The following is a 21453-nucleotide window of genomic DNA, read 5'->3' as shown; positions in this document are numbered from 1 at the left end:
TCTCCATTGCTTGGTGACCATAGCGTCAGTGACCCACCCGATCCCATCTCGAACTCGGCCGTGAAACCTGACAGCGCCAATGGTACTAACGCTCAAGCGTTGGAAGAGTAGGACGTCGCCAGGCATTGAAGCCGGCGTGCTGTAAAAAACCCATCACAATGACAAAGGGCAAATGCCCTCMAACAGGGCCCCATAAGGGCCCTGTTCGCGTTCATGACGAACGCAGCCATCATCACGCGGGGAAGAAGCACCCCGCCGTCCACGCCGGCACCGCCCGAAACGGACGACAAAACACGCTTCAAGGCTGACACGCTCAGCCCTCAATGGTGACGCGGGGTGGAGCAGCCCGGTAGCTCGTCAGGCTCATAACCTGAAGGTCGCAGGTTCAAATCCTGCCCCCGCAACCATGAACAACCCCCCCACACACACGACAGCCCAGCCCAGGCAAGCGCGCTCGTATGCGCGCGCCTTGGTGCCGCACGCGCGGCAGTAGAACCTGAGCAGGAGCACGCCGCAGGGATGGCACCTTGCGTGTGCAACTGACCTTACACCGACGCGCCCGGCAACTGGACCTGGTCCTTCCGAACTGCATGCTCGACAACATCATCCTGACGGACTTGTTGGGAAAAGTCTGACGACGCCAAACCTGCGCCGGGCCTTCGTCCTGATTGGCGTCGATCCCAGGACCGTCCGGCGCAAACGTCCGCCAGACCATAGCGCTATCCGGGCCACCATCCGTGAAGTCGCCGCCAAGCGGCGACGCTTGGGCTGTCGCCGGATCGGCATCATGCTCGAACGCTCGGGATTGATGATGAACCACAAGAAACTCTCCCGGCTGTACCAAGGGTGCTGTCGGTCTGTTGGTCCGCCGCCGTCGCGGTGGAAAACGGGCGCGTGGCGGTTGCACACCGGCGCATCGCGCTCGCTTCATGCGGCGGCTCAACCTTCGGCCCCTGACCGTGCTCATCCATTTCGCACAGGCGGCCGGGATCGCGGCTTCGTTCCAGGCGGCTCGCGCAGAGGCAGCACCGCCCCGACCCTTGCAACCTTACATCCGATTTTCACGCCGCTCCTGCACCGCTGGATCGACTTCGCCTTCGCCACATGTCACATCGCCATGGAAGAGATCCGGACGACGGGACGGTGAAATCGATATCGGGGCGGAGAGCAAAGTGCTGAGATCATTTCCTGGCAGCGAAACGGAGGCCAGCGCCGCGTGGATCGATCTGATGTCGCCCGACGAGGCCGAAAAGGCCCGGATCGAGAAACGGTACGGCATACGTATCCCCGACCTGGACACGCTTCGGGAAATCGAGACTTCGAGCCGTCTGCGCGTCGATGGCCATGTCCTGTACATGACCGCGCCCCTGATCGCCGGCACCACGACAAATCACTGGAAGCTGGCGCCCACGGGCTTCATTCTTACGCCGGACGTGCTCGTAACGGTCCACTATTCCGACCTTGCACCGTTTGACGCCGTCGCCGGCCAGCTGCGGGACAGCGCGGACCTGACTCCGCCGAGCGTATTGATCACGTTGCTGGAGGACGTGGTGGACCGCGCGGCAGACCATCTCGAGCACGCTTCGGAAATTCTCTCCCGCGCTTCGCAGGCGCTGTTCTTCGAGGAAGAGGCACGACCGGGCCTTCGCAAGGAAACGCGAAAGATCCGGGAGATCATAAGGGATATGGGCCAGGCCAGCGACCGTGCCTCGCGCGTGCGCTACGCGTTCCTGAGCATCGGCCGGATGATAAGCTTCGTTCTGGACCGATGCACGCCCAAGCTCGACGAGAACCTGCGCGAAAGGTTCGAATCGATCCGCCATGACATCAATTCGCTGGACGAATTCGAGACCAGCCTGGGCGGGCGTATCCAGCTCCAGCAGGATGCCGCTACCGCCTTCATCAACATCGAACAGAACGATGTCGTGAAAGTGCTGACGGTGGCCTCGGTCGTCGGCATTCCGCCGGTGATGGTGGTCGGGGTCTACGGCATGAATTTCAAGCTCATGCCCGAACTGGACTGGCCGCTGGGCTACCCCTTCGCGCTGGCGCTCTGCGTGCTGTCGACCGTGATTCCCTATCTTTGGTTCAAGTGGCGCGGTTGGATCTAGGCCTGGGAACGGCGACCCGGCCATTACAGCCCGGCCTGTCGGCGCATCGCGGTTAGCGGTCGAGATTTTCCGAGGCCAGGCCGGGTGACGCTCCGTGTGGTCTTGTTCAACAACCGCGCGCCCCGGCGGCATGGGCGCCGTGGAGAGGCTTGGCACCGCCTGCCGCATTGTTGAGGCCTGTTCATCGGTGCGTTGCCGGAGGCGGGGCTAATGGCGGCGGCCCGGAAAGCCTAGATGAGGAGCCGGCGGTTCGCGCGTGCGGGCCGGCCATCAGCAACGTCGAAAAGGGCGGTCGGCATGATCGGATGGCCGCGCTCTCGGCGCCCGTTTGCACCGCTCAAGCTCAGGAAGGCACTCGCCCCATGGATATCACCCGCAAGGCAGACATGAAGACCGTCGAAGGCCCCGAGGCCTGTTTCACCGGCAAGGTCACGATCACCGGCCAGTTCCAGCGCGAGGATCCCTCGCGCGTGTCCGGCGCCATCGTGCACTTCGAGCCGGGCGCGCGCACGGCCTGGCATAGCCATCCGGCCGGGCAGACGCTGATCGTGACCGAGGGCGTAGGCTGGACGCAGATCGAGGGCGGCGCCAAACTGGAATTCCATGCCGGCGACATCCTTTGGTGTCCCGCCGAGCACAAGCACTGGCACGGCGCCACGCCGCATGAGGGCATGACCCATATCGCCGTGCAGGAAGTGGTCAACGGCACCCCTGTCACCTGGATGGAGAAAGTGACCGACGAGCAGTATCTCGCGCCACTGGCGAAGGATTGAGCCGATGCCGCATGTCATCGTGAAGCTGTGGCCGGGCAAATCCGAGCAGCAGAAGCAGGCCCTGTCCGATTTTATCGCGCAAGGCGTGATGAACCATCTGGGCTACGGCGAGGGAGCGATTTCCATCGGCTTCGATGAGATCGCTGCCGAGGACTGGGAAGACCAGGTCGTGAAGCCCGACATTCTCGGCAAATGGCCGAGCCTGTCGAAGCGGCCGGGCTATGTCGACCCACCTGCCTGAGCCGCGCGGCGTATCGCGAAGCCAGCGCCTATGGCCCGGCTTCGCGCCTCTCGCACTCAATCCATCCCGACTTTGCCGGGTGCCCAATAGGCTTTGGTCCTGATCCGGCCCGGCGGCACGCCATGCCGTTTCAGCGCCAGCCGCAGCCGTTGCACCGTTCCGGCCTTGCCGGTCAGGACGAAGGCATGGCCCGCGCCTGCCAGCGCGGGAAGGGCCGCCTCCATGTCGGCAAGGTGGGCATCGTCGGCCGATCGTTGGAAGATGTGCACTGCGCCCATGCTCAGTTGGTCGGCCACGGCGGTGCTCTCCGTCTCGTCATCGACTTCGAAATATCCCGAGACGATGCGCCGGGGATCGTGCCGCGCCGCCGCGCAGGCCAGTCCGAGGGAGGTTTCGTCACCAAAGAACGCGATCGGACCGTCAAAGGGGCGCAAGTCGAGCGAGGGACGGGGGCCGAACAGGTGGCACTCGTCGCCTTCGCGGGCCTCCCGGAGCCAGTGGCTGCCCGGCGCGCTGCCATGCGCAAAACCCAAGAACTGCATTCGGCCCCTATCGGCATCCCAGTCCATCGGCGTGTAGGTGCGTGCGACGAAGGCGGAATCCATGGCGATCTGCACTTTCTGACCGGGCGCCCATTGCGCGGACCGAAGCGCGGGACCTTCCAGCGAGACGAGGCGGAAGCGCTCGCCCAGCGGCGTATTGGCGGCGATGGCGGCGCGCTTCATGAGCAGCCCGATCAGGGCCTTGCCGATGCGGCCCGGCTTCCGTTCGGGCGCGGCGGGATCGTTGTGGGCTTCCACCATCAGGCGATCCTCACCGTGAATTCATTGCCGCGCCCCTCGCCGATCGGCAGCGGCTGCGAGAGATAGCCGTTCGCCGGATCATGGATATAGGCCTGGTAGGCAGGGTCGAAGGCATTTTCGCCAATGACCGCGGCGCCCGTTCGCAAGCGGGGTTCGATCAGTTTGAGAACCGGCAGGTACAGCGACATGGCGCCATCGATGAGGGCCAGGTCGATCCCGCCGCCCGTGTCGCGCAGCGTTTGCAAGGCGTCGCCTTCCCGGATCTCGACGAGGTCGTCCAGACCGGCTGCGGCCAGATGGTCACGGGCTTTCGCGACTTTGCCGGGCTCTAGTTCGGTGCCGATGACGATCCCGCCGCCATTGTCGCGCAGGCCGGCCGCGAGATAGAGGGTGGAAATGCCCATCGAGGTCCCGAATTCCACGATGCGCCGCGCTCCGGTCGCGCGGACGAGGGCATAGAGGAAGCGGCCGAATTCCGGCGATATCGCCAGGAAATTCCCGGCATAGCTCTGGTAGATGGCCGGATAGTCCTGCCGTTCCGCGGCCAGGTGCTCCCTGACGACCTCTTCGATCGTGGCGCCCGGGGCGTTCAGCTTGGCCATCATCATCGCAAGGTGTTCGCGATCCGATGCTTCGGCGGTCTCATGCAGTCGTTCGAGAAGCGCGGCCACGCGCGGGCTGTCCAGAGTGTTCACGGCTGTTCCTTCAGGGATGGGCGAGGACGAAGGCGCCTCGACGGTGCCTGCCGTCCGGGATAAGGACGCGGCCGGGTGGCGTCATTACGAAGGCTTGCCATGTTGTTATTCAATACCGCCAATGCGGCGTCGCAGCCGGGATCATGCCTGTGCCGGTTCTGAATCCCGCCGATGTCACGGAGTGGGTCGAGCCCGATGACGTCCCGCGGCCGATCGTGGCCTTCGGTGCAGCGATGACGGACGAGGAGGACTTCGAACTCGATCCTCACCGGCATCGGAAGGGTCAGATCCTGCTGGTCCTGCGGGGGGCGATCAGTTGCGAGGTCGAGGGCGGTCTCTGGATCGTGCCTCCGCGCAGCGCGATCTGGATTCCCRGCGGCGCCTTGCATTCCTTCCGGATCACGGGCGCGCTGGAGGGATATTGCGCCTTCGTCGATCCCGCCCTGAGCGGTGCGCTGCCCAAGGCGAGCTGCGCCGTGGCGGTGACCCCGCTGCTGCGCGAGCTGCTCGCGCGCGCTGCCCATCTCAGTTATCTCTACGAAGAGGACGGTGCCAATTCCCGGCTCGTTTCGGTCATCCTCGACGAACTTGCCGCGGCGCGCGTGGAGGATCTCCACCTGCCGATGCCCAGCGACAGCCGCCTGCGCCGGATCATGGATGCGATGATCGCCGCGCCTTCGGATCGCGGCTCCGTTGCGAGCTGGGCAAAGTGCGCCGGGCTCAGCGAGCGGACCATGCTGCGCATCGTCCATCGCGAAACCGGCATGAGCTTCGGGCAGTGGCGCAGGCAGTTGGGCGTCGTCCTGGCGATCAAATGGCTGGCCGGCGGCGCCACCATCCAGCAGGTCGCCGCCGACCTCGGCTACGAGAGCGTGCCGAGCTTCGTGACCATGTTCCGCAAGACGCTGGGGACTTCGCCCGCCCGATACATGGCCGAGCGCCATGCCGGGTGAGCCTGCAAATCGAGTGAGGGGAAAGTCTTAATGCCCTTTACGGGGCGACGGGCCGTTCTGCCGACATACCGCTGTCCTGCTTCCCGGACGCGATCAGGGTCGGCGCATCGGCGATGAACCGGTCCAGGACGCCGTCGGCCAGCTTGATCGCGCCGCCGAACCGGGTTGCGCCGGGAATGGTCTGGATCGCAGCGGCTTCGGCAGCAAGGCGCTGGGCGCCGGCGAAGTAACGGGAGGCCGCCTCGCTGCCCCGATCCGCCGCGTCTAGACCGGCAGCGGTCAGCTGAAGCGCGCGGCCCCAGAGGGCCATGGCATCCAGCCAGGGGCGGGATTGTTCGGCGAAGCCGGGATCGACGGTGCCCGAGCGGATGATGTCGGGCGCGCCGGCGATCTCATCGGCCCGGCGCCCCAGCTCCGCGATGGCGAGGCGGCGCGCGGTACCGTCACCCTGCGCGATGGCGTCGCGCGTCCGGTCGAGCGCGGCTTTCAGGGCCGGCGCCTGCTCCTGCCAGGGCTGACTGCCGAACGTCGGCGCCATGTGCTGGGTGTCGAAGAACAGCAGGAGTGCGGCCGCGGCCTGCGCGTCGCCGCCGGCCAGTTCGCGGGCAGCGGCGCGCCAAGTGCGATCGGCGTCGTAGTCCTTGTCGTTCCACCCGAAGGCGGCAACGCCGGTCACGGCGACGCGGCTGGGCGCCTCCTGGTTCATCGGGTTCGACAGGATGCCGGTCAGCTCCTCGGACAGCCCGGCCTCGCGGCGGGCATAAGGGGCCAGCAGCAGGCGTCCGGTCGTGGTGGCGTAGTCGTTCACGGGGTAGTTGTCCCAGAGCAGCGTCTTGCGGCCGAAGGCCTTGGTCGCGGCGCGGGCATCCGGGATCGAGATGGCGGGAGGCACCACGTCCGTGCCGGTCCACTGCACCACGACCCGGGGATCGAGATGCTTGCGCAGGGCGGCCTTGTACGGGCTTTCTTTCGCATCGTAATACTCGGTCGGCACCATGATCAGCGGGCGCGATGCCTTGTCCTTCCGCAGGAGGTCCGCCTGCACCGCGTTAAGCAGCGCCGCCTGGGCGACACCGGCCGCTTCCGCCCCCGAAGGCCCGAAGGCAGCCGCGTCCCGGTCGCAATTCCACTTGGTGTATTCGATATCGTCGAGCGCCACGTAGAAGCTGTGGACGCCGATCGTCCGCAGGGCATCGAGCTTTCGCTCCATCGCGTCGCGGTCCGCCGGATCGGAGAAGCAGACCGACGGTCCGGGGGAGATTGCGTAGACGAAGTCCACATGGTTTCGCCGCGCCGTCGCGGCCAGCTTGCCCAGCGCGGCCAGGGTCTCGGCCGGGTAGGGCTCCCGCCAGCGGTCGCGCGCAAAGGGATCGTCCTTGGGGCTGTAGACGTAGGTGTTCGCTTTTACGCTGGCGAGGAAATCGAGATGCCTGGTTCTGTCCGCCATGGTCCAGGGCGCGCCGTAGAACCCCTCGATCGTGCCGCGGATGGGCATTGCCGGATGGTCCTGGATGACGAGCGCGGGCAGGACGGGCTGTGCGGCGATCTGGCGAAAGGTCTGCACGGCGTGGAACAGTCCGTCGCCATCGCGGCCGGCCAGCGCGATCAGGCCGCCGCTGCCGATCGGGCGGCTGGCGATCGTATAGCCTTCGGCATGCGTGTCGAGCGAGGCACCGGTGCGCGCCAAGGCATCGCGGACGAGGGCGTTCTCCCCCGTCCCGAGCACGATATAGGGCTGCTGGAAAACCGAAGGGAGCTTGCGCGCCGTGGTGATGGTTTCCACGCCGGCGGCCGATAGAACCTTGCGAAGCAGCACGACGGTCTCGGGGTCGACTCCGGGCGCTGTCACCAGGACGACCGAAGTGCCCAGGGCCAAGGCGCCGCCCGTCAGCTTGATCGAGGTCGGGGCCGGTATCACGACAGGCAGTGTCACCGTGCCGGCCAGGGCGGGGCTCGCCGAAAGGGCCAGTCCCGCAGCCATCAGGATCATGGACGAGCGTGCGACCGCGCTGCCGTTACCTTGCATCAACCCCATTCTCCCCGGTATCATAGTGGTATTATCGGAAATGGCTAATCGCTTTGGCGGTTGGCCGCAACCCATTAAGACCGCGCAAGGCGAGGCGCGCGATGCGATAACGCCAACCTAGGTCCAATCCGAGGGTGGCCCGCGCCGCAACCGGGCGATTCCGTCGCTCCGGAGGCATCGGACCCGTTCTGTTCATCGCTGGCCTCTCCGCAGGCCATAGCTCGTGCGAGCGGGAGGAGGGAAGCAACGGAACGGCTGGGTGTACCGCGCGTTCAGAACGGACTTCCCGCATTCGAGGAACGCTTCATGGCTCAGGGACATCAGCGCCGCGCAGCCCGCGATGGGAGCCTGAAGCGGGTTCGCGGCCGGACTGTGCCGACCGGCCCGACCGCACGCACTCGCGGCGAAACAAGGAGACATTCATGACCGAAATCCCCGCAGTCACGCCTATGCTTGTCGAGGCGGACACCACCGGGCTCAAGGTGCGTTCGCGCGATGGCGACAACCTCGGGCACATCAAGGCCTTCATGGTCGACAAGCGTTCGGGTCAATCGACTTACGCGGTGCTCAGCCTGGGCGGGTTCCTGGGGTTCAACAAGAGCTTCTACCCGGTGCCCTTCAGCGTCCTGGCCTATGACGCCACGGACGACGACTATATCGTGACGATCGACCGGCGGGTGCTGGAAGGCGGGCCGAGCTGGGCCAACAACGCGCCGGAGTTCAACCAGGCCTATGCCGACCGCGTGTCGAGCTATTACGGGACCGCGCCGGGGCCGATCGCTTAGGCGGCGCTCCGGTTCGGCTGGGCAAGTTCGGCCCGATCACGCCGCCGGCAGCACCGTTCCATCGCTGGAGCGGGCTGCCGCCAGGCTTTCGCGCACGCGGGCCAGGGCGAGAGCGGCGGGTTCCTGCTCGCCCATCAGCGCGAAGGACCCGTTGAGGTCGAACATGCAGTGGCCGTGGACGGTGGCCACGAGCGAGCGGGCAAGGCGCGGGGCGTCGGCCTGGCAGGCAGGCGGCAGCACGGCGCGCACTTCGTCCACCACCATTTCGGTCAGGCCGCCGCGCAGAACGTCCTGTTCGGGCGGGATCGTGACGTCGGGCGGAAGGTGATGGTCGTAGATCGCCAGCCAGGCATTGCGATTGGCGCGGGCGAAGCCGAAATAGCCTTCCACCAGCACGCGGATGCGGTCCTCTGCGCCACTGGCCAGGGCCTGCCGGATGTAGTCCGTCCAGAGCACGAAGGTCCGCGTGTTGATGGCGATCAGCAGCTGATCGTACGTGCCGAAGACGTTGTAGAGCGTGCCGATCGAATAGCCGATCCGCTTGGCCACTTCCCTTGCGGAAAAGCGCGCGAAGCCGACTTCCGCGAGGTGCTTGTGCCCCTCCACGATCAGCATCTGTTCCAGTTCCTTGCGGCTATGGTCCGATCGTCTGCCCATGCGCGGCAATGTAACAAATGCCGTTAAAATGAACAGCGTTGAATATGCCTTCGGTCGCGCGATGCGGCGGCCCTCCGCAGAGGGCCGCCGGGTATCGTCAGAAGCGGAAGTTGACGCCGGCGCCCAGGACGCGGGGGTCGTTCACGAAGGCGGTCAGGTTGTTGAAATCGATCGCGCCGATCACGTTCGACTCGTTGGTGATGTTCCGGCCGAACACGAAGACGTCCACCGCGTCGGAGGGCGAACGCCAGCCGATGCGCGCACCGCCTTCGAAGTTCGTGCCGACGTGGAATTCGGTGGCGTCGTAAAGGAACAGGTTGAAGTCCTTCTGCGCCACCCAGTCGGTCTGGGCGTAGAGCTTGCTGCCGCTCGCCAGCTCGTAAGTGTACGAGGCGTTGAAGTTGAACAGCCAGCGCGGCGCCTGCGGGAAGGGATTGCCGTTGATCGAGGCGCGGCGCGTGGTGCCCACGTTGACGATGGGATCGCGCACGGTGCAGGCCGCACCGCAGAAGGCGACCAGCAGGTCCGGGTCGTCGATCCTGGTGAAGTTGTAGGAAACGCCGCCGTTGAACTGGAGGCCGCGAACCGGGTTGGCGGTGGCTTCGAATTCGACGCCCCGGCCCTTGCCGCGCTTGGCGTTGATGAGCTGGTTGAAGTTGCCCTGGCCGCCGATGGCGGTGAACTGCGGGTCCTTCAGGTCGTAGATATAGCCGGTGAGATCCACGCGGAAGAGGTTGTCGGGCGTGGCCGCCTTGATGCCGGCTTCATAGGACGTGATCGTTTCCGAATCCGCCGTCGTCAGGATGTTCGAGGTGGCGATGCGGCCCTGGATCGAAGGACCGCGATAGCCGTGGGCGATGCGGCCGAACAGGCTGACCTGCGGGCTGACTTTATAGAGCGCGCTGACGTCCCAGCTCGGCTGCTTGTCGCCCACATGGCGCGAATCCGCGAAAGGCGCGCCGAGGGTGCGGGCGGCGTCGAGGTCGCGCTGGTCGCGGGTCCAGCGGGCGCCGCCGGTCAAGCGCAGGCTGTCGGTCACGTCGTAGTGGACCTGCCCGAAGACCGACCAGCTGTCGCTCTTCTGGCGCAGTTCGGAGATCACCGTGGGATTAATGCCGCCGGTGCCGTTCCACGAGGCCGAGATCAGCTCGAACTTCTCGCGCCAGTAGAACGCGCCGACCTGCCAGCCGAAGCGGGTATCGCCATTGCTGGCGAGGCGGACTTCGTAGGTCTGCTGGTCGAGGTCGCTGGAAAGGGTGCCGGTTTCCGAGTTGAACGGAATGGTGCCGCTGCCTGCCGTGGTGCCGAGCACGCCGCCGTCGATGTCGCCGCGGCCCGAGCTGCTGCCCTGATAGGCCGAGACGATGGCGGTCAGCGTCGCGCCGCCCAGGTCGTAGTCGACATGCAGCGCCTCGGAGGTGGTGTCCTGCGCCTGCGGGTTGTTGCGGCCGCCGTCGTAATAGACGGTGTCGCGGTCGTAGCGGTCGTTGAGCTTGTTCGAGCCAGTGGTCAGCACATTGGCGCGGTTGAGCGTGCCGGTGCCGCGATAGGAACGGGCCTGGAGCGTCAGCAGCACCGAAAGGCGATCGTCCGGCTTCCACAGGGCGTGGATGCGGCCGGCGATGTCGTCGAAGCCGCCAAGGTCCTTGCCGGGCTTGGTGAAGGAGGCGTCATAGGCGTTGTTCACCCAGTCCTCGCGGTGGTTGGCAAGGCCGGCGACGCGCAGCGACAGGGTGCTCGAAACCGGGATGGTCGCGCCCACTTCGGCGCGGATCGTGCCGAGTTCGCCCACGGTGAACTGCGCCTGGCCTTCGGCATGGTCGCCGGGGCGGCGGGTGTCCATCTTGACGACGCCGGCCGGGGTGTTGCGGCCGAACAGCGTGCCTTGCGGGCCCTTGAGCACTTCCACGCTGTCGAGGTCGAAGATCGGGAAGCCCTTGAGGTAGACGTTCTCCAGCACCACGTCGTCGAGCACGACCGAGACCGGCTGGGAGGCGTTGAAGTCGAAGTCCACGTTGCCGAGGCCGCGAATGTAGAGGCGCGGGGCGTAGCGGCCATTCGAGCTTTCGACGTAGAGGCTGGGCGTGCGGCCCGCCAGCGAGAGAATGTCGCCGCCGCCTTCGGCGATGGCGCTGATCTTGTCTCCGGAGAGGACCGAGACGGCGATCGGCACGTCGCGGATGTTTTCGGGGCGGCGCTGGGCGGTGACGACGATGTCGGCGGAAGCGTCGAGGGTGTCCGGCGCGGTCTGGGCCAGAGCAGGCGTCGCGCCGGCCAGAAGTGCCGGCACGCTGGCCAGCCAGTAAGTCTTCGTCTTCATCGTTGCACCCCTTGCGCGCGGCCGGTAGCTGACGAGCCGCCGCGCCCGCGAGACCTTGTGGTCTGGCGGACAGGGGGTCGCACCGGCGTTCTTCCTTGAAGCGCGGCCCTTAGCCCCCGATTGTGACATTTCCGATAAATTTCTTCCGTGCATCCACAAGAAATCGTAACCCGGTCATATGTTTATTGAAATTATGACATTTTTGCGACGGTATGGTTTCGCGGCGGCCGCCGGTCTGTCCCTCTCGGCACTCACGATGGCTGCGGGCGCGTCTGCCGATGCCGGCGCCGATTCCGGTGCTTTCGATGTCGTGCCGCTGGGCGTGGCAGGCGGCGTGGTCGAAGGTTCGACGACCGCCTGGTACATCGCCCGGAAGGGGCAGGAGCAGGGGCTCGCCTGCGATGCCGGCACGCTGGTTCCGGGCATCCGCGTGGCCATCGCCAGGGGCGGGTTTCCGGCCGGCACCCGCGCCGGGGACGTGCTGCACCGCAGGATCGGCGCCTATCTCGTCACCCATCCGCATCTCGACCATGTCGCCGGCCTGGTGATGGTTTCGCCTGACGACAGCGCGAAGCCGATCCTGGCCCTGGCGGAAGTGAATGCGGCGCTGGCGGCCGATTACTTCAACTGGAGCGCGTGGCCCAACATGGGCGACCGCGGGCGGCCACCCTTGCTGGCGCGCTATCATTACCAGGATCTCGATCCCGTCGCGGCGCCCGTGCCGGTCGCGGCGACGGGCCTGACCGTCACGGCATTTCCGCTTTCGCACGGCGGCGCCCTGTCCACTGCCTTCCTCATCCGCGCAGGGGAGCAGGCGCTGCTCTGCATGGGGGACACCGGCGCCGATGCCGTCGAGCATTCGACCCGGCTCGACGCGCTCTGGCAGGCCGTGGCGCCGCTGGTACGCGCCGGGCATCTGCGCGCGATCATCGTCGAGACGTCCTATCCCGACCCGCGCAAGGACGCCGAGCTGTTCGGCCACCTCACCCCGCGCTGGCTGCACCGCGAACTGGCGCGGCTGGCGCAGCTGTCGGGCGGGACGGGGGCGATGAAGGGGCTGCCCGTGGTGATCGGCCATATCAAGCCCTCGGTCGACGGGGACCCCGCGATCGCCGCGACCATCGCCCGCCAGCTGGCCGAGGGTGACGGCCCGCCCGTCCGCTACGTCATCGCCGAACAGGGCGCCGCGCTGGCGTTCTGAACCCCATCCTGAAGAGGCAGCGCACGTCGCGGCGCACCTTGTTCCAGGCCATCCATGTGCCGGTGCCGCAGACGAACATGACGGCGGCCAGCAGCGGCAGGACCACCAGGTCCCACCACGGGCGCCGGCGCAGCAGCGGCAAGTCCAGCCGGTGCAGGCCGTCCTGCAGCCAGCGGAACCCGCGCCCGTTACGGTCGACAGCGCGCAGGAGCCGGCCGCTCACCGGATCGATGTAGAGGCGCGTCGCCTCGGCATCGGCCAGAAGGGCGCGCCAGACCGGAAGCGGCGCGGGGGAACGGCGGCCATAGTAGTAGGCGTCCTCTTCCTCCAGGAGTTCGAGCGAGGCTAGCGAGGGCCTGCCCGACAGCGCGGCGCGCAGCGCGTCCTCGCCGAAGAGAGCGGGCCTGCCGGCAGCGTCGAAGCGCTGCGACGAAACTTCGCCGTCCGATATGGGCAGGCCCGATACCAGCAGGAAAGTGCGCCCGCCGAGCGGGGCGGCCTCCACCCGGCGCGCGCCGCGCGGCAGGTCGCCGAGCGCGGAGAGCGCCCGGCGCACATCGCGCCAGTGCATCGGCCCGGCCAGCCGCCCGGCCTCGGCAGGGCCGGCCGAGGAATCGAGGAAGCCCCAGGGGTTCATCGAAAACAGGCCGCTCGCGACCCAGCTCAGGGTCAGCAGGCCGAAGAACAGCCCAAAGACATGGTGCCACCACCACAGGCTCTTGTAGGGCGAGCCAAGAGTCCCGTCCCGCCTGCGCTGCAGCCGCGCGATACCGGCCCAGATGCCGGTGCCGGTGAGGAAGCAGCCGGAAAGCGAGGTCCAGACCACGACCTGGTTCCACAGCGCGCCGTCCTGCCGCAGGATCGTAGGATACAGCCAGTGTGGCACGGCGCCCAGCCAGCCCCAGAAGCGCTGGAAGCGGGTGGTCTCCTGCACCACCTCGCCCGAACGGCCCGAGATGTAGATCACGGTCTCGGCGGGATCGGCATAGTCGGCGCGGTAGAGCGGGGCGCTCCGCCGGTAGGTCTGCACCGTCCACTGGTCGATGCCGGTTTCGGACAGAGCGGGCGCTGCGCCGCCGATCGCATGGCCGCGGGCGTAGTCCGCCGCGATCCTGGCGAGGTCGGCGCGCCCGGGCGGGGCAAGCTTCCGCCCCATGGCCAGGTCGATGGTTTCTGGCATGGTCCGCATCTGCGCGATGGAGCGGTCGCCGGTGGCCGCGGAAACGATCCGCAGGACCGGGCGGCCGGCCATCATCTCGACGCGCGCGGAGGCGATCGGCAGGTCTGGCGCGAGGCCTGCCTCTTCCCACGCGGTATCGTTCCAGACCGGACCGGGCGGCAGTTGCAGCGGCGCCAGGCCCTGCAACTGCGCTGCCGGCTCCAGCCTCGGATAGTCCACGTAGATCATCACGAAGCCCGACAGGCACCAGAGGGTCATCAGCAGCCCGACGAAGACGCCGAGCCAGCGATGAAGGACGAGGACGGGGCGCGGCAGCAAGCTGCGGGGCAGCAGGCTACCGGGCGCCTTGGAAGGCTGGAGCGCGGTCACGGCGTCAGAAACTCAGGCCGTATTGCATCCGCAGCGTGCGCGGCACGCCCCGGTTGAAATAGAGGAAGCGGCTGTTGCTGCCATCGAGCACGCCCTGGTCGGTCGCGGCCGAAAGGTAGCCGCGCGTGGCATATTCCCGGTCGAGCAGGTTCTCGATATTGACGCCGAAGCGGTTCCGCCGCGCCGCCCCATCGACGTAAAGATAGGCGCCGACATCGAGCAGGGCGTAGTTGCCGTAGTTTTGCCGCCCCGCGCCGGATGCGGTCGACCAGACATCGCCGATCCAGCTGGCGTTGAGGCTCGCGCCGAAGGGCTGGTCTTCGGGCGCATAGGACAAGGCGGCCTTGGCATATTGCTTGGGGTTGCGGTCCAGCTGCGTCGATGCGCCCTTTTCGCGCACGCGGGCATATGTGTAGCTGGCCGAGATGCCCCAGCCGCCCGGCCAGCGCGCGTCGAGTTCCAGCTCCGCGCCTTGCGAGCGGACCTTGCCGTCGAGGTTGGCGTAAGTGCCGCCGGGGAAGGCGGGATCGTCGTAGACGCTGTCGATCATGTCCGTGATGCGGCGGTCGAAATAGGTCGCCTTCCAGCCCAGCGAGGCCGCGCCCAGCGGCAGGATGCCGCCTGCCGAGAGGTTGAGCGAAAGGCTCTGCTCCGCCTTGAGGTTCGGATTGCCCACCTCGCAGCAAGGGTCGTTGCCGTAGAGCTGCGAGGCGTCGGGCAGCACGAAGGCGGTGCCGCCATTGGCTTCCAGATAGAGCGCCTCGGCAAAGTCGTAGCGGCCCGAGACGTTCCAGATCGTCTTGCGCGCGCCGTCCGTGCGATTGTAGCGCAGGCCCGCCGCCAGGCGGCCCTTCGACGAGATCTCGTCGGTGGTGCGAAGCTGCAGGATCCCGGCGTGGACCTGCTCGCTGGTCGGCGCGATCAGCAGCACGTCGTCCCGGCCGCTGAAGTTCTGGAAGTCGTAGCCCAGCAGGTATTCCAGGCCGGGGTGCAGATGCAGCTTCATCACCGCGCTGCCGCCCCAGTCGCGGTAGCCCCAGAAGGTGCCGGCTGGATAGATCACCTGGGGCTGATGGCCGGGCAGCGAATTGCGGATCTGGATGTAGGCGGTCTTCCAGTCGTGGAAATAGCCTTTCAGGAAGAACTGCACACTGTCGCTGCCGGTGTAGTCGAGCCGCAGGCTGGCCACTTCCTCGTTCCGGTCGTTGCGGCTCTCGCGAATGCGGGTGGGGGATAGGTTGTCGAGCTTCGCCTCGGTATGCTGGTACTGCGCGTTGAGCGCGAGATCCGGCGCCAGCGCGTACTGGTACTTGAGCCCGGCCGACCACAAGTCGTAGCCGAGGTGCCGGTCGGTGAGGCTGGGCTGATAGGCGCTGTAGGGCAGGTAGCCTTCCGAGCGATTGTGCGAGGCATAGGCCACGAAGCGGTGGTCGCCCAGGGCGCCGCGCGCATAGCCGTCCAGGGTCGTGCCGCCCCAGCTGTCGACCGAGGCATTGACCTGGCCGCCCGGATCGTCGGAAAAGCTGCGCGTCACCACGTTGATCACTCCGGCCGAGGCCTGGGTGCCGTAGAACACGCTCTCTCCGCCGCGCAGGACCTCGATCCGCTCGATCATGCTGGCGGGCAGCGTGTCGTTGGGCGAGGTGCTGCCATACAGGCGGTTGTTGAGGCGGATGCCGTCCATCGTCCAGAGCACGTCCTGCGTGCGCGAACCCTGCAGCGAGACGTCTACGTAAGTGAACGGGCCATTGCGGCCGCGCACGTAGAGGCCGGGTACTTGGTCCAGCGCCTTGGTCACATCCACCGCGCCGCTGTTGCGGATCTGCCGTTCATCGACGGTGACGACGTCGTTGCCGTAGCGGGAGAGTTCCTGCGGCAGCGTCTCTTCCAGGCTCTGCCCGGTGACGACGATCGAAGGGCCATCCGCCTCTGCGGCATCGGCCTCCAGGCCCCCGAACTTCCGGCCCTCGACCTTCCCGCCATCCGCGGCCCGGGCCTGCGCGGCGCAGGCGAGAGTCAGCGCCGCGGCAAGCGCCGCGTGCGAAACGGTTGCGATCTTCATTTCATTCCCCTGCCGGGCGCCAAGCGAGCTTTTGGCAAGGGTCTGCCGCTCGCGAACCCAGGCCCGCGAACGACCGGCGCACTGACCGGCCGGGCGCCCGGATTCGGGACGACCGCTCAGCGCACCGTGCGGCCCTTGCCGCTGGTTCGTCGCTCAGACGGAAAAATCACCGTGCCCCGGCCATCCCCTGGACCAAAGCAAGAGCGACCGTACGCTGGCAGGTCTCCTGGCTCACGGGTCATCGCTCGATGCACGGCCTTCCCAGGCCTCGCAGGATTTAGCGTCCGGCCCAGTGGCTGCGGCAGGGGGCATTGCCCCGCCGCGTGATGTGCATCGCGCTCACCGCTTACAGTTGCAGGGACAGCCTCGGATTCAAGAGGAAGCCTCTCTCACCGTGTTCCCTATTAAGCCTCTTTCGAGGCACCAGCGCGATCATTGCCCGCCCTCCTTGCGGAAATGGCGGACGCGATGAGCTAGCCGGGGCGTGCGCCCTGTGCAAGCGGGATGTATTCGCGTGGGCGAAGCCGGCCAGAGCGCGCCCGTTCCGGTTCACGTCCGTTCCGAGCGGAGCTGTCGCGGCGGAGGAAACTCAGTCGTTCTTGTCGGGACGGCCGGAGCCGACGTCGTCGCGCGGCTTGCCCTTGGCGGTGCGCTGGGACTGCGCATTGGCGCCCGACAGCACCGGGCCGCAGGCGGCGGACTTGGCATCGCCCACGTCCACGAAGGCGAGTAGCCCCGCCACCGGCGTCGCCGCCACGGCCAGTCCAAGGCCCACCCCGGCGCGGCCGAGCAATTGCGGGCTGATGACCTGAAGGGAGGGCTTGGCGAAGCGGCCGCCGATGCCGACGGGTGACTGCCCGGAAAACAGGCTGAACTTCTTGCCGTCCGCGCGGAAGCCCATGTCGAGCGCCTCGGTATCGAAGCTGAAGCCGCCGCGCCCGGTGATGACATTCTTCGACGTGTCGATCAGGATCGGGTCGGCCGCCGCCGTGCCGCCTCGGACCGTGAAGGCCACCAGGCCGCAGTTGAGCTGGACGGGCTTCTTCAGCTTGCCCTCGAACATCTTGGAGGCGAATGTGCCGAGGTCCAGCTCGGCCAGCTGCACGTTGCGCGTCCAGAAAGTGCCGCGGGGCATGATGAAGGCGATCCGGCCCGATGCCGAAGCGAGCGAATCGTGGATCGTGTCGCCGCGGCCTTCCAGCTTGATGCGGCCGCCGATCGTGCCGGTCGTGCCTGATTCCACCACGCCGTAGCCGGCCAGCAGACGGCCCATCGGCGTGGACTTGAGGCGAATGTCGTAGCTTACGGCCGAGGGGCGCTGACGCGTGTCGAACACCAGGTCCGAGGCGACATCGCCGCGCGCCATCGAGAATGTCAGCGGCGACAGGGCCAGTCGTCCCCGGTCGAGCGAGAGCTTCAGGGCGATGTTCTGCACCGGCACATTGCGTGAGCGGACCACGCCGACCTTCCAGTCCAGCCCGGCGTCGAAGCGCTGCATCGTCTCCACGGGCAGGGCGGCGTCCGGCAGGACGCGCTGGGCGCCCGCGCCGGTGGCGGCGGCCGCGGCCACGGCGCCTTTCGATGCCACGATGTCCGGGTTGTAGCCGATGAACGGCGCGGCATCGACGATGTCCAGCCGCCTGGTCGCCAGCACGGCATCCAGCCGCAGCCGCTCGGCATTGGTCACCGTCAGCTTGCCCGAAAGGTCGGACTGGCCGAACGTGCCGGTCATGCCGGTGAAGCGATAGGTCTCCCCGTCCTTCACCAGCTGCGCTTTCAGTGCGTAGCGGCGGGTCTGGGGAATGGCGACGTCGATGATGCCCAGCAGTTCGGACAAGTCGCGCCCGCGGGCGCGGACCTTGAGCGGCACGTCCTCGAAATCGGCGATGGAAGGCAGGGTGCCCGAGACGTCGACCTGGTTGTTCGCCGCCCAGGCCGTGAGTTCCAGGGCGTTGCTGCCGCGATTGACGGTGGCGTCTGGGGAGAGCAGCCGGGCGCTCACGCGGAACGGGGTGCTGCGCAAGGTGCCGTCGCCGCGCAGCGACACCGCCTTGCCGATCCTGGCATCGGTGGAAGTGACGGGATCGACCACCAGATTGGCAAGCAGCGGCATCTGCGGGTCGAGATAGCGGACGCGGGTGTCCGATATGGTGGCGCGGTCGATCCGGGGGAATTCGAAGGGCTTGCCCCCGCCGCCGCTGCCGAAAGTCCAGCTGTTGCGGCCATGGGCCTTGTCCCATTCGAGGTCCACGGCGCCGCCCTGCAGGTCCAGCGTATGAACGTGACGACGGCCGAACAGCAGTGAAAGCGGGGCGATCCGCGCCTCGATATGGCGGGCGGCGAACATCTGCGGGCGGCCCGCCCATTCCGGGTTGGAGACGCTCAGGCCGTCAGCCAGGAACTTGATGCGCAACGGTGCGAAGTAGAGCTGGAAGTCTCCGCCCACCCTTACCTGCCGCCCGGCGGCCGAGCTGGCGATGCGTTCGAAGGGGTGCTTCAGGAACCGGCCCTTGGTGATGAAGAGGACCAGCCAGGCCGCGAAGACCAGCGCGACGATCGCGATCAGCACATTGCGCAGGATGCGCAGCAGACGGGTGCGGTCCGGCCGCTTGCCCGGGGGGCGATGCCCCGTCTCTTCCCGTGCATGGTCCTGCACATCGATCTGCGCCGCTGCATCCATGTGGGCCTAAGCGCCGACGGGCCGTTTGGTTTCCCGGCAAGGCGCAAGTCCCGCACGTCCGGGCGAAAAATCCCCGAAAGAGCCCAATCGGGCGGGGCTGAGGGAACGGCACGTCATACCTTGGCATGGTTGCGCAGGCGACGAAAACTGTCAGCTTCGTGGCACCCTTCGCCGGGAGAGGGGTTTGAACCCTTCGGTGCCCCATTCGATGTCCCGACACGAGGTGAAACATGGCCAGGAACGTTGCCGAACAATTCATTGCCACGCTGGAAGCCGCCGGTGTCAAACGAGTCTACGGCGTGGTCGGTGACAGCCTCAACGGGCTGACCGATGCCATCCGCGCCCATGGCCGGATCGAATGGATCCATGTTCGCCACGAGGAAGTGGCCGCCTTCGCCGCCGGCGCCGAGGCTCACCTGACCGGCAGCATCGCGGTCTGCGCGGGAAGCTGCGGGCCGGGCAACCTGCACCTCGTCAATGGCCTGTTCGACTGCCACCGCTCCCGCGTGCCGGTGCTGGCCATCGCTGCCCAGATTCCTTCGCCCGAGATCGGCTCGGGCTATTTCCAGGAAACCCACCCGCAGGAGCTGTTCCGCGAGTGCAGCCATTACTGCGAGCTGGTTTCCGATCCTTCGCAGATGCCGCGCAGCCTGGAAATCGCGATCCGCACCGCCATCGGCGAGCGGGGCGTCTCCGTCCTGGTCATCCCCGGAGACGTGGCGCTGAAGCCCGCCGCCAACGAGGCCTGGCCCAAGCCGCTGGGCCTGCTGCCCAAGCCGCCGGTGGTCGTGCCCGAAGAGGCGCAGCTCGATGCCCTGGCGGCCATGCTGGAGCCGGACAAGCGCGTGACCCTGCTCTGCGGCTCGGGCTGCGAAGGCGCGCACGACGAACTCCTGGCCCTGGCGGAAAAGCTCAAGGCGCCGATCGTCCACGCGCTGAAAGGCAAGGAGCACGTCGAGTACGACAATCCCTACGACGTGGGCATGACCGGGCTGATCGGCTTTTCCTCGGGCTACTACGCGATGATGGATACCGACATCCTGTTGATGCTGGGCACGGACTTTCCCTATCGCCAGTTCTACCCCACCGGCTCCGATGTGCGGACCCTGCAGGTCGACATCCGGCCCGGCCAGCTCGGCCGCCGGGCCTCTCTGGACCTGGGCGTGGTGGGAGACGTGGGCGCGACGATCCGCGCGCTGCTGCCGCGCCTGCCGGACAAGCCGGACCGCAAGCATCTGGACAAGGCGGTCGAGCACTATCGCCGTACTCGCAAGGACCTGGACGGGCTGGCCGAAGGCAAGCCGGGCAAGACGCCGATCCATCCGCAGCAAGTGGCCAAGGCGCTCAGCGACCTGGCGTCCGAGGACGCGGTGTTCACCTTCGATGTCGGCCTGCCCACGGTCTGGGCGGCGCGCTACTTGCGGATGAACGGGAAGCGGCGGCTGATCGGCTCGCTCTGGCATGGCTCCATGGCCAATGCCATGCCGATGGCGCTGGGCGCGCAATGCGCCTTTCCTGGTCGGCAGGTGATCTCGCTATCGGGAGACGGTGGGTTCGCCATGCTGATGGGAGACCTGCTGACGCTGCGCCAGTACCGCCTTCCCGCCAAGATCGTGGTCTTCAACAACGGCACGCTGGGCTTCGTGGAAGTGGAGCAGAAGTCCACCGGGTTCCTGCCTTTCGGCACAGAACTCGACAATCCGAACTTCGCGGCCATGGCCGAGGCGATCGGCATCAAGGGAATCCGGCTGGAAGACCCGGCCGACGTCGAATCCGGCCTGGCCGAGGCGCTGGCCCATGACGGTCCGGTGCTGGTCGATGCCGTGGTCGCCCGGACCGAGCTGCCGATCCCGCCCAAGATCAATGCCGAGATGGCCAAGGGCTTCACGCTCTACATGCTGCGTGCGGTGATGAGCGGTCGCGGCGACGAACTGGTCGATCTGGCGCGCACCAACCTCTGGCATTGAGTGGGCGTCGCTGCGGCCGGCGCGGGAACGCCGGCCGCCCGGCGCGCCTTCAATAGATGCAGATCTTGCGGCTGGCACCCTGGACCCAGCAGGCGGGATCGCGCGGGCTGCGCGTGAAGGCGCCTTGCGGCACCATCCGCGCGCCGTTGTCGTAGTCCACCGTGATGCGGTTCGGCGCCGTCTTGTCCGCGTAGTAGGCCCGGCCTTCCACGTCGATGGCGAAGCTGCCGTCGCCGTTGCGGGGATAGAAAGTGCAGACCTTGCGCGGATCGCCGTCCAGCACGCATTGCGCCGGGCGGCCTTTGCTGACGGTGCCACCGTCATAGTCCGCCACCGGCTTCAGCGGGCTGCCGACATGGAGTTCGTTGCCGTGGCTGTCCTTCACTTGCGCGCCCGCGGGTGCCGAAAGGGCGGCGGCCAGGGAGAATATCAGGGCCGGAAGGCGAAGCGCGCGCATGATGATTCTTTCAAGGTTCAGGGGCAGGTTTCAGGGGGCGGATACAGAAGGCTGACCTTCGCTGATCGCATCCCGGCAGGGCCGCGGGCAAGGGGTGAACGGGAAATGTCATGATCGGTGCGTGCCGGAGGGTCGCCGCTGTTTGCGCGGCGTTCGGCGCGCCCTGGCGAAAC

General features: G+C 67.0%; 16 protein-coding genes, 1 tRNA gene, 1 rRNA gene, 1 pseudogene and 1 riboswitch. Of the genes and pseudogenes, 10 read left to right on the top strand and 9 right to left on the bottom strand.

Going from position 1 to position 21453, the window contains the following annotated elements:
- Positions 1-9 precede the first annotated feature (9 nt).
- The 6 genes and pseudogenes from rrf (at position 10) to AB4Z00_RS25045 (ending at position 3125) form a co-directional block, all read left to right on the top strand.
- A 5S ribosomal RNA gene (rrf, locus tag AB4Z00_RS25070) occupies positions 10-124 on the top strand.
- A 206-nt stretch (positions 125-330) separates the two neighbouring features.
- Positions 331-407, top strand: a tRNA-Met gene (locus AB4Z00_RS25065).
- Positions 408-563: 156 nt separating this feature from the next.
- Positions 564-911 (top strand): annotated as a pseudogene (locus AB4Z00_RS25060) (IS3 family transposase); the annotation flags it as partial.
- 261 nt (positions 912-1172) lie between these two features.
- Positions 1173-2111, top strand: a complete 939-nt coding sequence (locus AB4Z00_RS25055; RefSeq protein ID WP_431567882.1) for a magnesium transporter CorA family protein — start codon at positions 1173-1175, stop codon at positions 2109-2111.
- A 362-nt stretch (positions 2112-2473) separates the two neighbouring features.
- On the top strand, positions 2474-2884 hold the full coding sequence (locus AB4Z00_RS25050) for a (R)-mandelonitrile lyase (protein WP_442047686.1): 411 nt from the start codon (positions 2474-2476) through the stop codon (positions 2882-2884).
- 4 nt (positions 2885-2888) lie between these two features.
- A complete protein-coding gene (locus tag AB4Z00_RS25045; RefSeq protein WP_442047685.1) occupies positions 2889-3125 on the top strand; it encodes a tautomerase family protein in 237 nt (78 codons plus the stop codon).
- Between the two features lie 56 nt (positions 3126-3181).
- On the opposite strand, the gene AB4Z00_RS25040 is transcribed toward AB4Z00_RS25045, so the two are convergent.
- Positions 3182-3928 carry a siderophore-interacting protein gene (locus AB4Z00_RS25040; protein WP_442047684.1) on the bottom strand — a complete coding sequence of 249 codons (747 nt, stop codon included), beginning with the start codon at positions 3926-3928 and terminating at the stop codon, positions 3182-3184.
- A complete protein-coding gene (locus AB4Z00_RS25035) occupies positions 3928-4623 on the bottom strand; it encodes an O-methyltransferase (protein WP_442047683.1) in 696 nt (231 codons plus the stop codon). The genes AB4Z00_RS25040 and AB4Z00_RS25035 overlap by 1 nt, the downstream gene beginning before the upstream one ends.
- A gap of 149 nt (positions 4624-4772) precedes the next feature.
- Between AB4Z00_RS25035 and AB4Z00_RS25030 the strand changes: the two genes are divergently transcribed.
- Complete coding sequence (locus AB4Z00_RS25030) at positions 4773-5576, top strand: AraC family transcriptional regulator (protein WP_442047682.1); 804 nt, start codon at positions 4773-4775, stop codon at positions 5574-5576.
- Between the two features lie 37 nt (positions 5577-5613).
- Here the strand turns inward: AB4Z00_RS25030 and AB4Z00_RS25025 are convergent, their stop codons facing one another.
- Entirely contained in the window at positions 5614-7602 is a 1989-nt protein-coding gene (locus AB4Z00_RS25025; protein ID WP_442047687.1) for a beta-N-acetylhexosaminidase family protein, read from the bottom strand.
- 422 nt (positions 7603-8024) lie between these two features.
- Here AB4Z00_RS25025 and AB4Z00_RS25020 point away from each other — a divergent pair, with 422 nt between their 5' ends.
- Positions 8025-8387: a PRC-barrel domain-containing protein gene (locus AB4Z00_RS25020; RefSeq protein WP_134096304.1), complete on the top strand. Its 363-nt coding sequence runs from the start codon at positions 8025-8027 to the stop codon at positions 8385-8387.
- Positions 8388-8423: 36 nt separating this feature from the next.
- On the opposite strand, the gene AB4Z00_RS25015 is transcribed toward AB4Z00_RS25020, so the two are convergent.
- A complete protein-coding gene (locus AB4Z00_RS25015) occupies positions 8424-9044 on the bottom strand; it encodes a TetR/AcrR family transcriptional regulator (RefSeq protein WP_442047681.1) in 621 nt (206 codons plus the stop codon).
- A 97-nt stretch (positions 9045-9141) separates the two neighbouring features.
- Positions 9142-11364, bottom strand: a complete 2223-nt coding sequence (locus AB4Z00_RS25010; protein ID WP_442047680.1) for a TonB-dependent receptor — start codon at positions 11362-11364, stop codon at positions 9142-9144.
- A 256-nt stretch (positions 11365-11620) separates the two neighbouring features.
- Between AB4Z00_RS25010 and AB4Z00_RS25005 the strand changes: the two genes are divergently transcribed.
- Positions 11621-12565: an MBL fold metallo-hydrolase gene (locus AB4Z00_RS25005; RefSeq protein WP_442047679.1), complete on the top strand. Its 945-nt coding sequence runs from the start codon at positions 11621-11623 to the stop codon at positions 12563-12565.
- Here AB4Z00_RS25005 and AB4Z00_RS25000 read toward each other — a convergent pair.
- From AB4Z00_RS25000 to AB4Z00_RS24990, 3 genes are all read right to left on the bottom strand, one after another.
- The gene (locus AB4Z00_RS25000) at positions 12531-14114 is read right to left on the bottom strand and encodes a PepSY domain-containing protein (RefSeq protein WP_442047678.1); all 1584 of its coding nucleotides are present in this window, start codon (positions 14112-14114) and stop codon (positions 12531-12533) included. The genes AB4Z00_RS25005 and AB4Z00_RS25000 overlap by 35 nt on opposite strands.
- A gap of 4 nt (positions 14115-14118) precedes the next feature.
- Positions 14119-16176 carry a TonB-dependent receptor plug domain-containing protein gene (locus AB4Z00_RS24995; protein ID WP_442047677.1) on the bottom strand — a complete coding sequence of 686 codons (2058 nt, stop codon included), beginning with the start codon at positions 16174-16176 and terminating at the stop codon, positions 14119-14121.
- A 199-nt stretch (positions 16177-16375) separates the two neighbouring features.
- Positions 16376-16617: riboswitch (cobalamin riboswitch) on the bottom strand.
- A gap of 148 nt (positions 16618-16765) precedes the next feature.
- A complete protein-coding gene (locus AB4Z00_RS24990) occupies positions 16766-18856 on the bottom strand; it encodes an AsmA family protein (RefSeq protein WP_442047676.1) in 2091 nt (696 codons plus the stop codon).
- Positions 18857-19086: 230 nt separating this feature from the next.
- On the opposite strand from AB4Z00_RS24990, the gene poxB reads away from it, so the two are divergent.
- Positions 19087-20823 carry a ubiquinone-dependent pyruvate dehydrogenase gene (gene poxB, locus AB4Z00_RS24985; protein ID WP_132270180.1) on the top strand — a complete coding sequence of 579 codons (1737 nt, stop codon included), beginning with the start codon at positions 19087-19089 and terminating at the stop codon, positions 20821-20823.
- 49 nt (positions 20824-20872) lie between these two features.
- Here poxB and AB4Z00_RS24980 read toward each other — a convergent pair whose 3' ends face one another.
- A complete protein-coding gene (locus AB4Z00_RS24980; protein WP_442047675.1) occupies positions 20873-21280 on the bottom strand; it encodes a hypothetical protein in 408 nt (135 codons plus the stop codon).
- Positions 21281-21453: the final 173 nt, after the last annotated feature.

The organism is Novosphingobium sp. YAF33 (genome assembly GCF_052113265.1).
Lineage (GTDB): Bacteria > Pseudomonadota > Alphaproteobacteria > Sphingomonadales > Sphingomonadaceae > Novosphingobium.
Note: the sequence above shows the minus strand (reverse complement) of the source record. Positions and strands in the feature narration are given on the sequence as shown.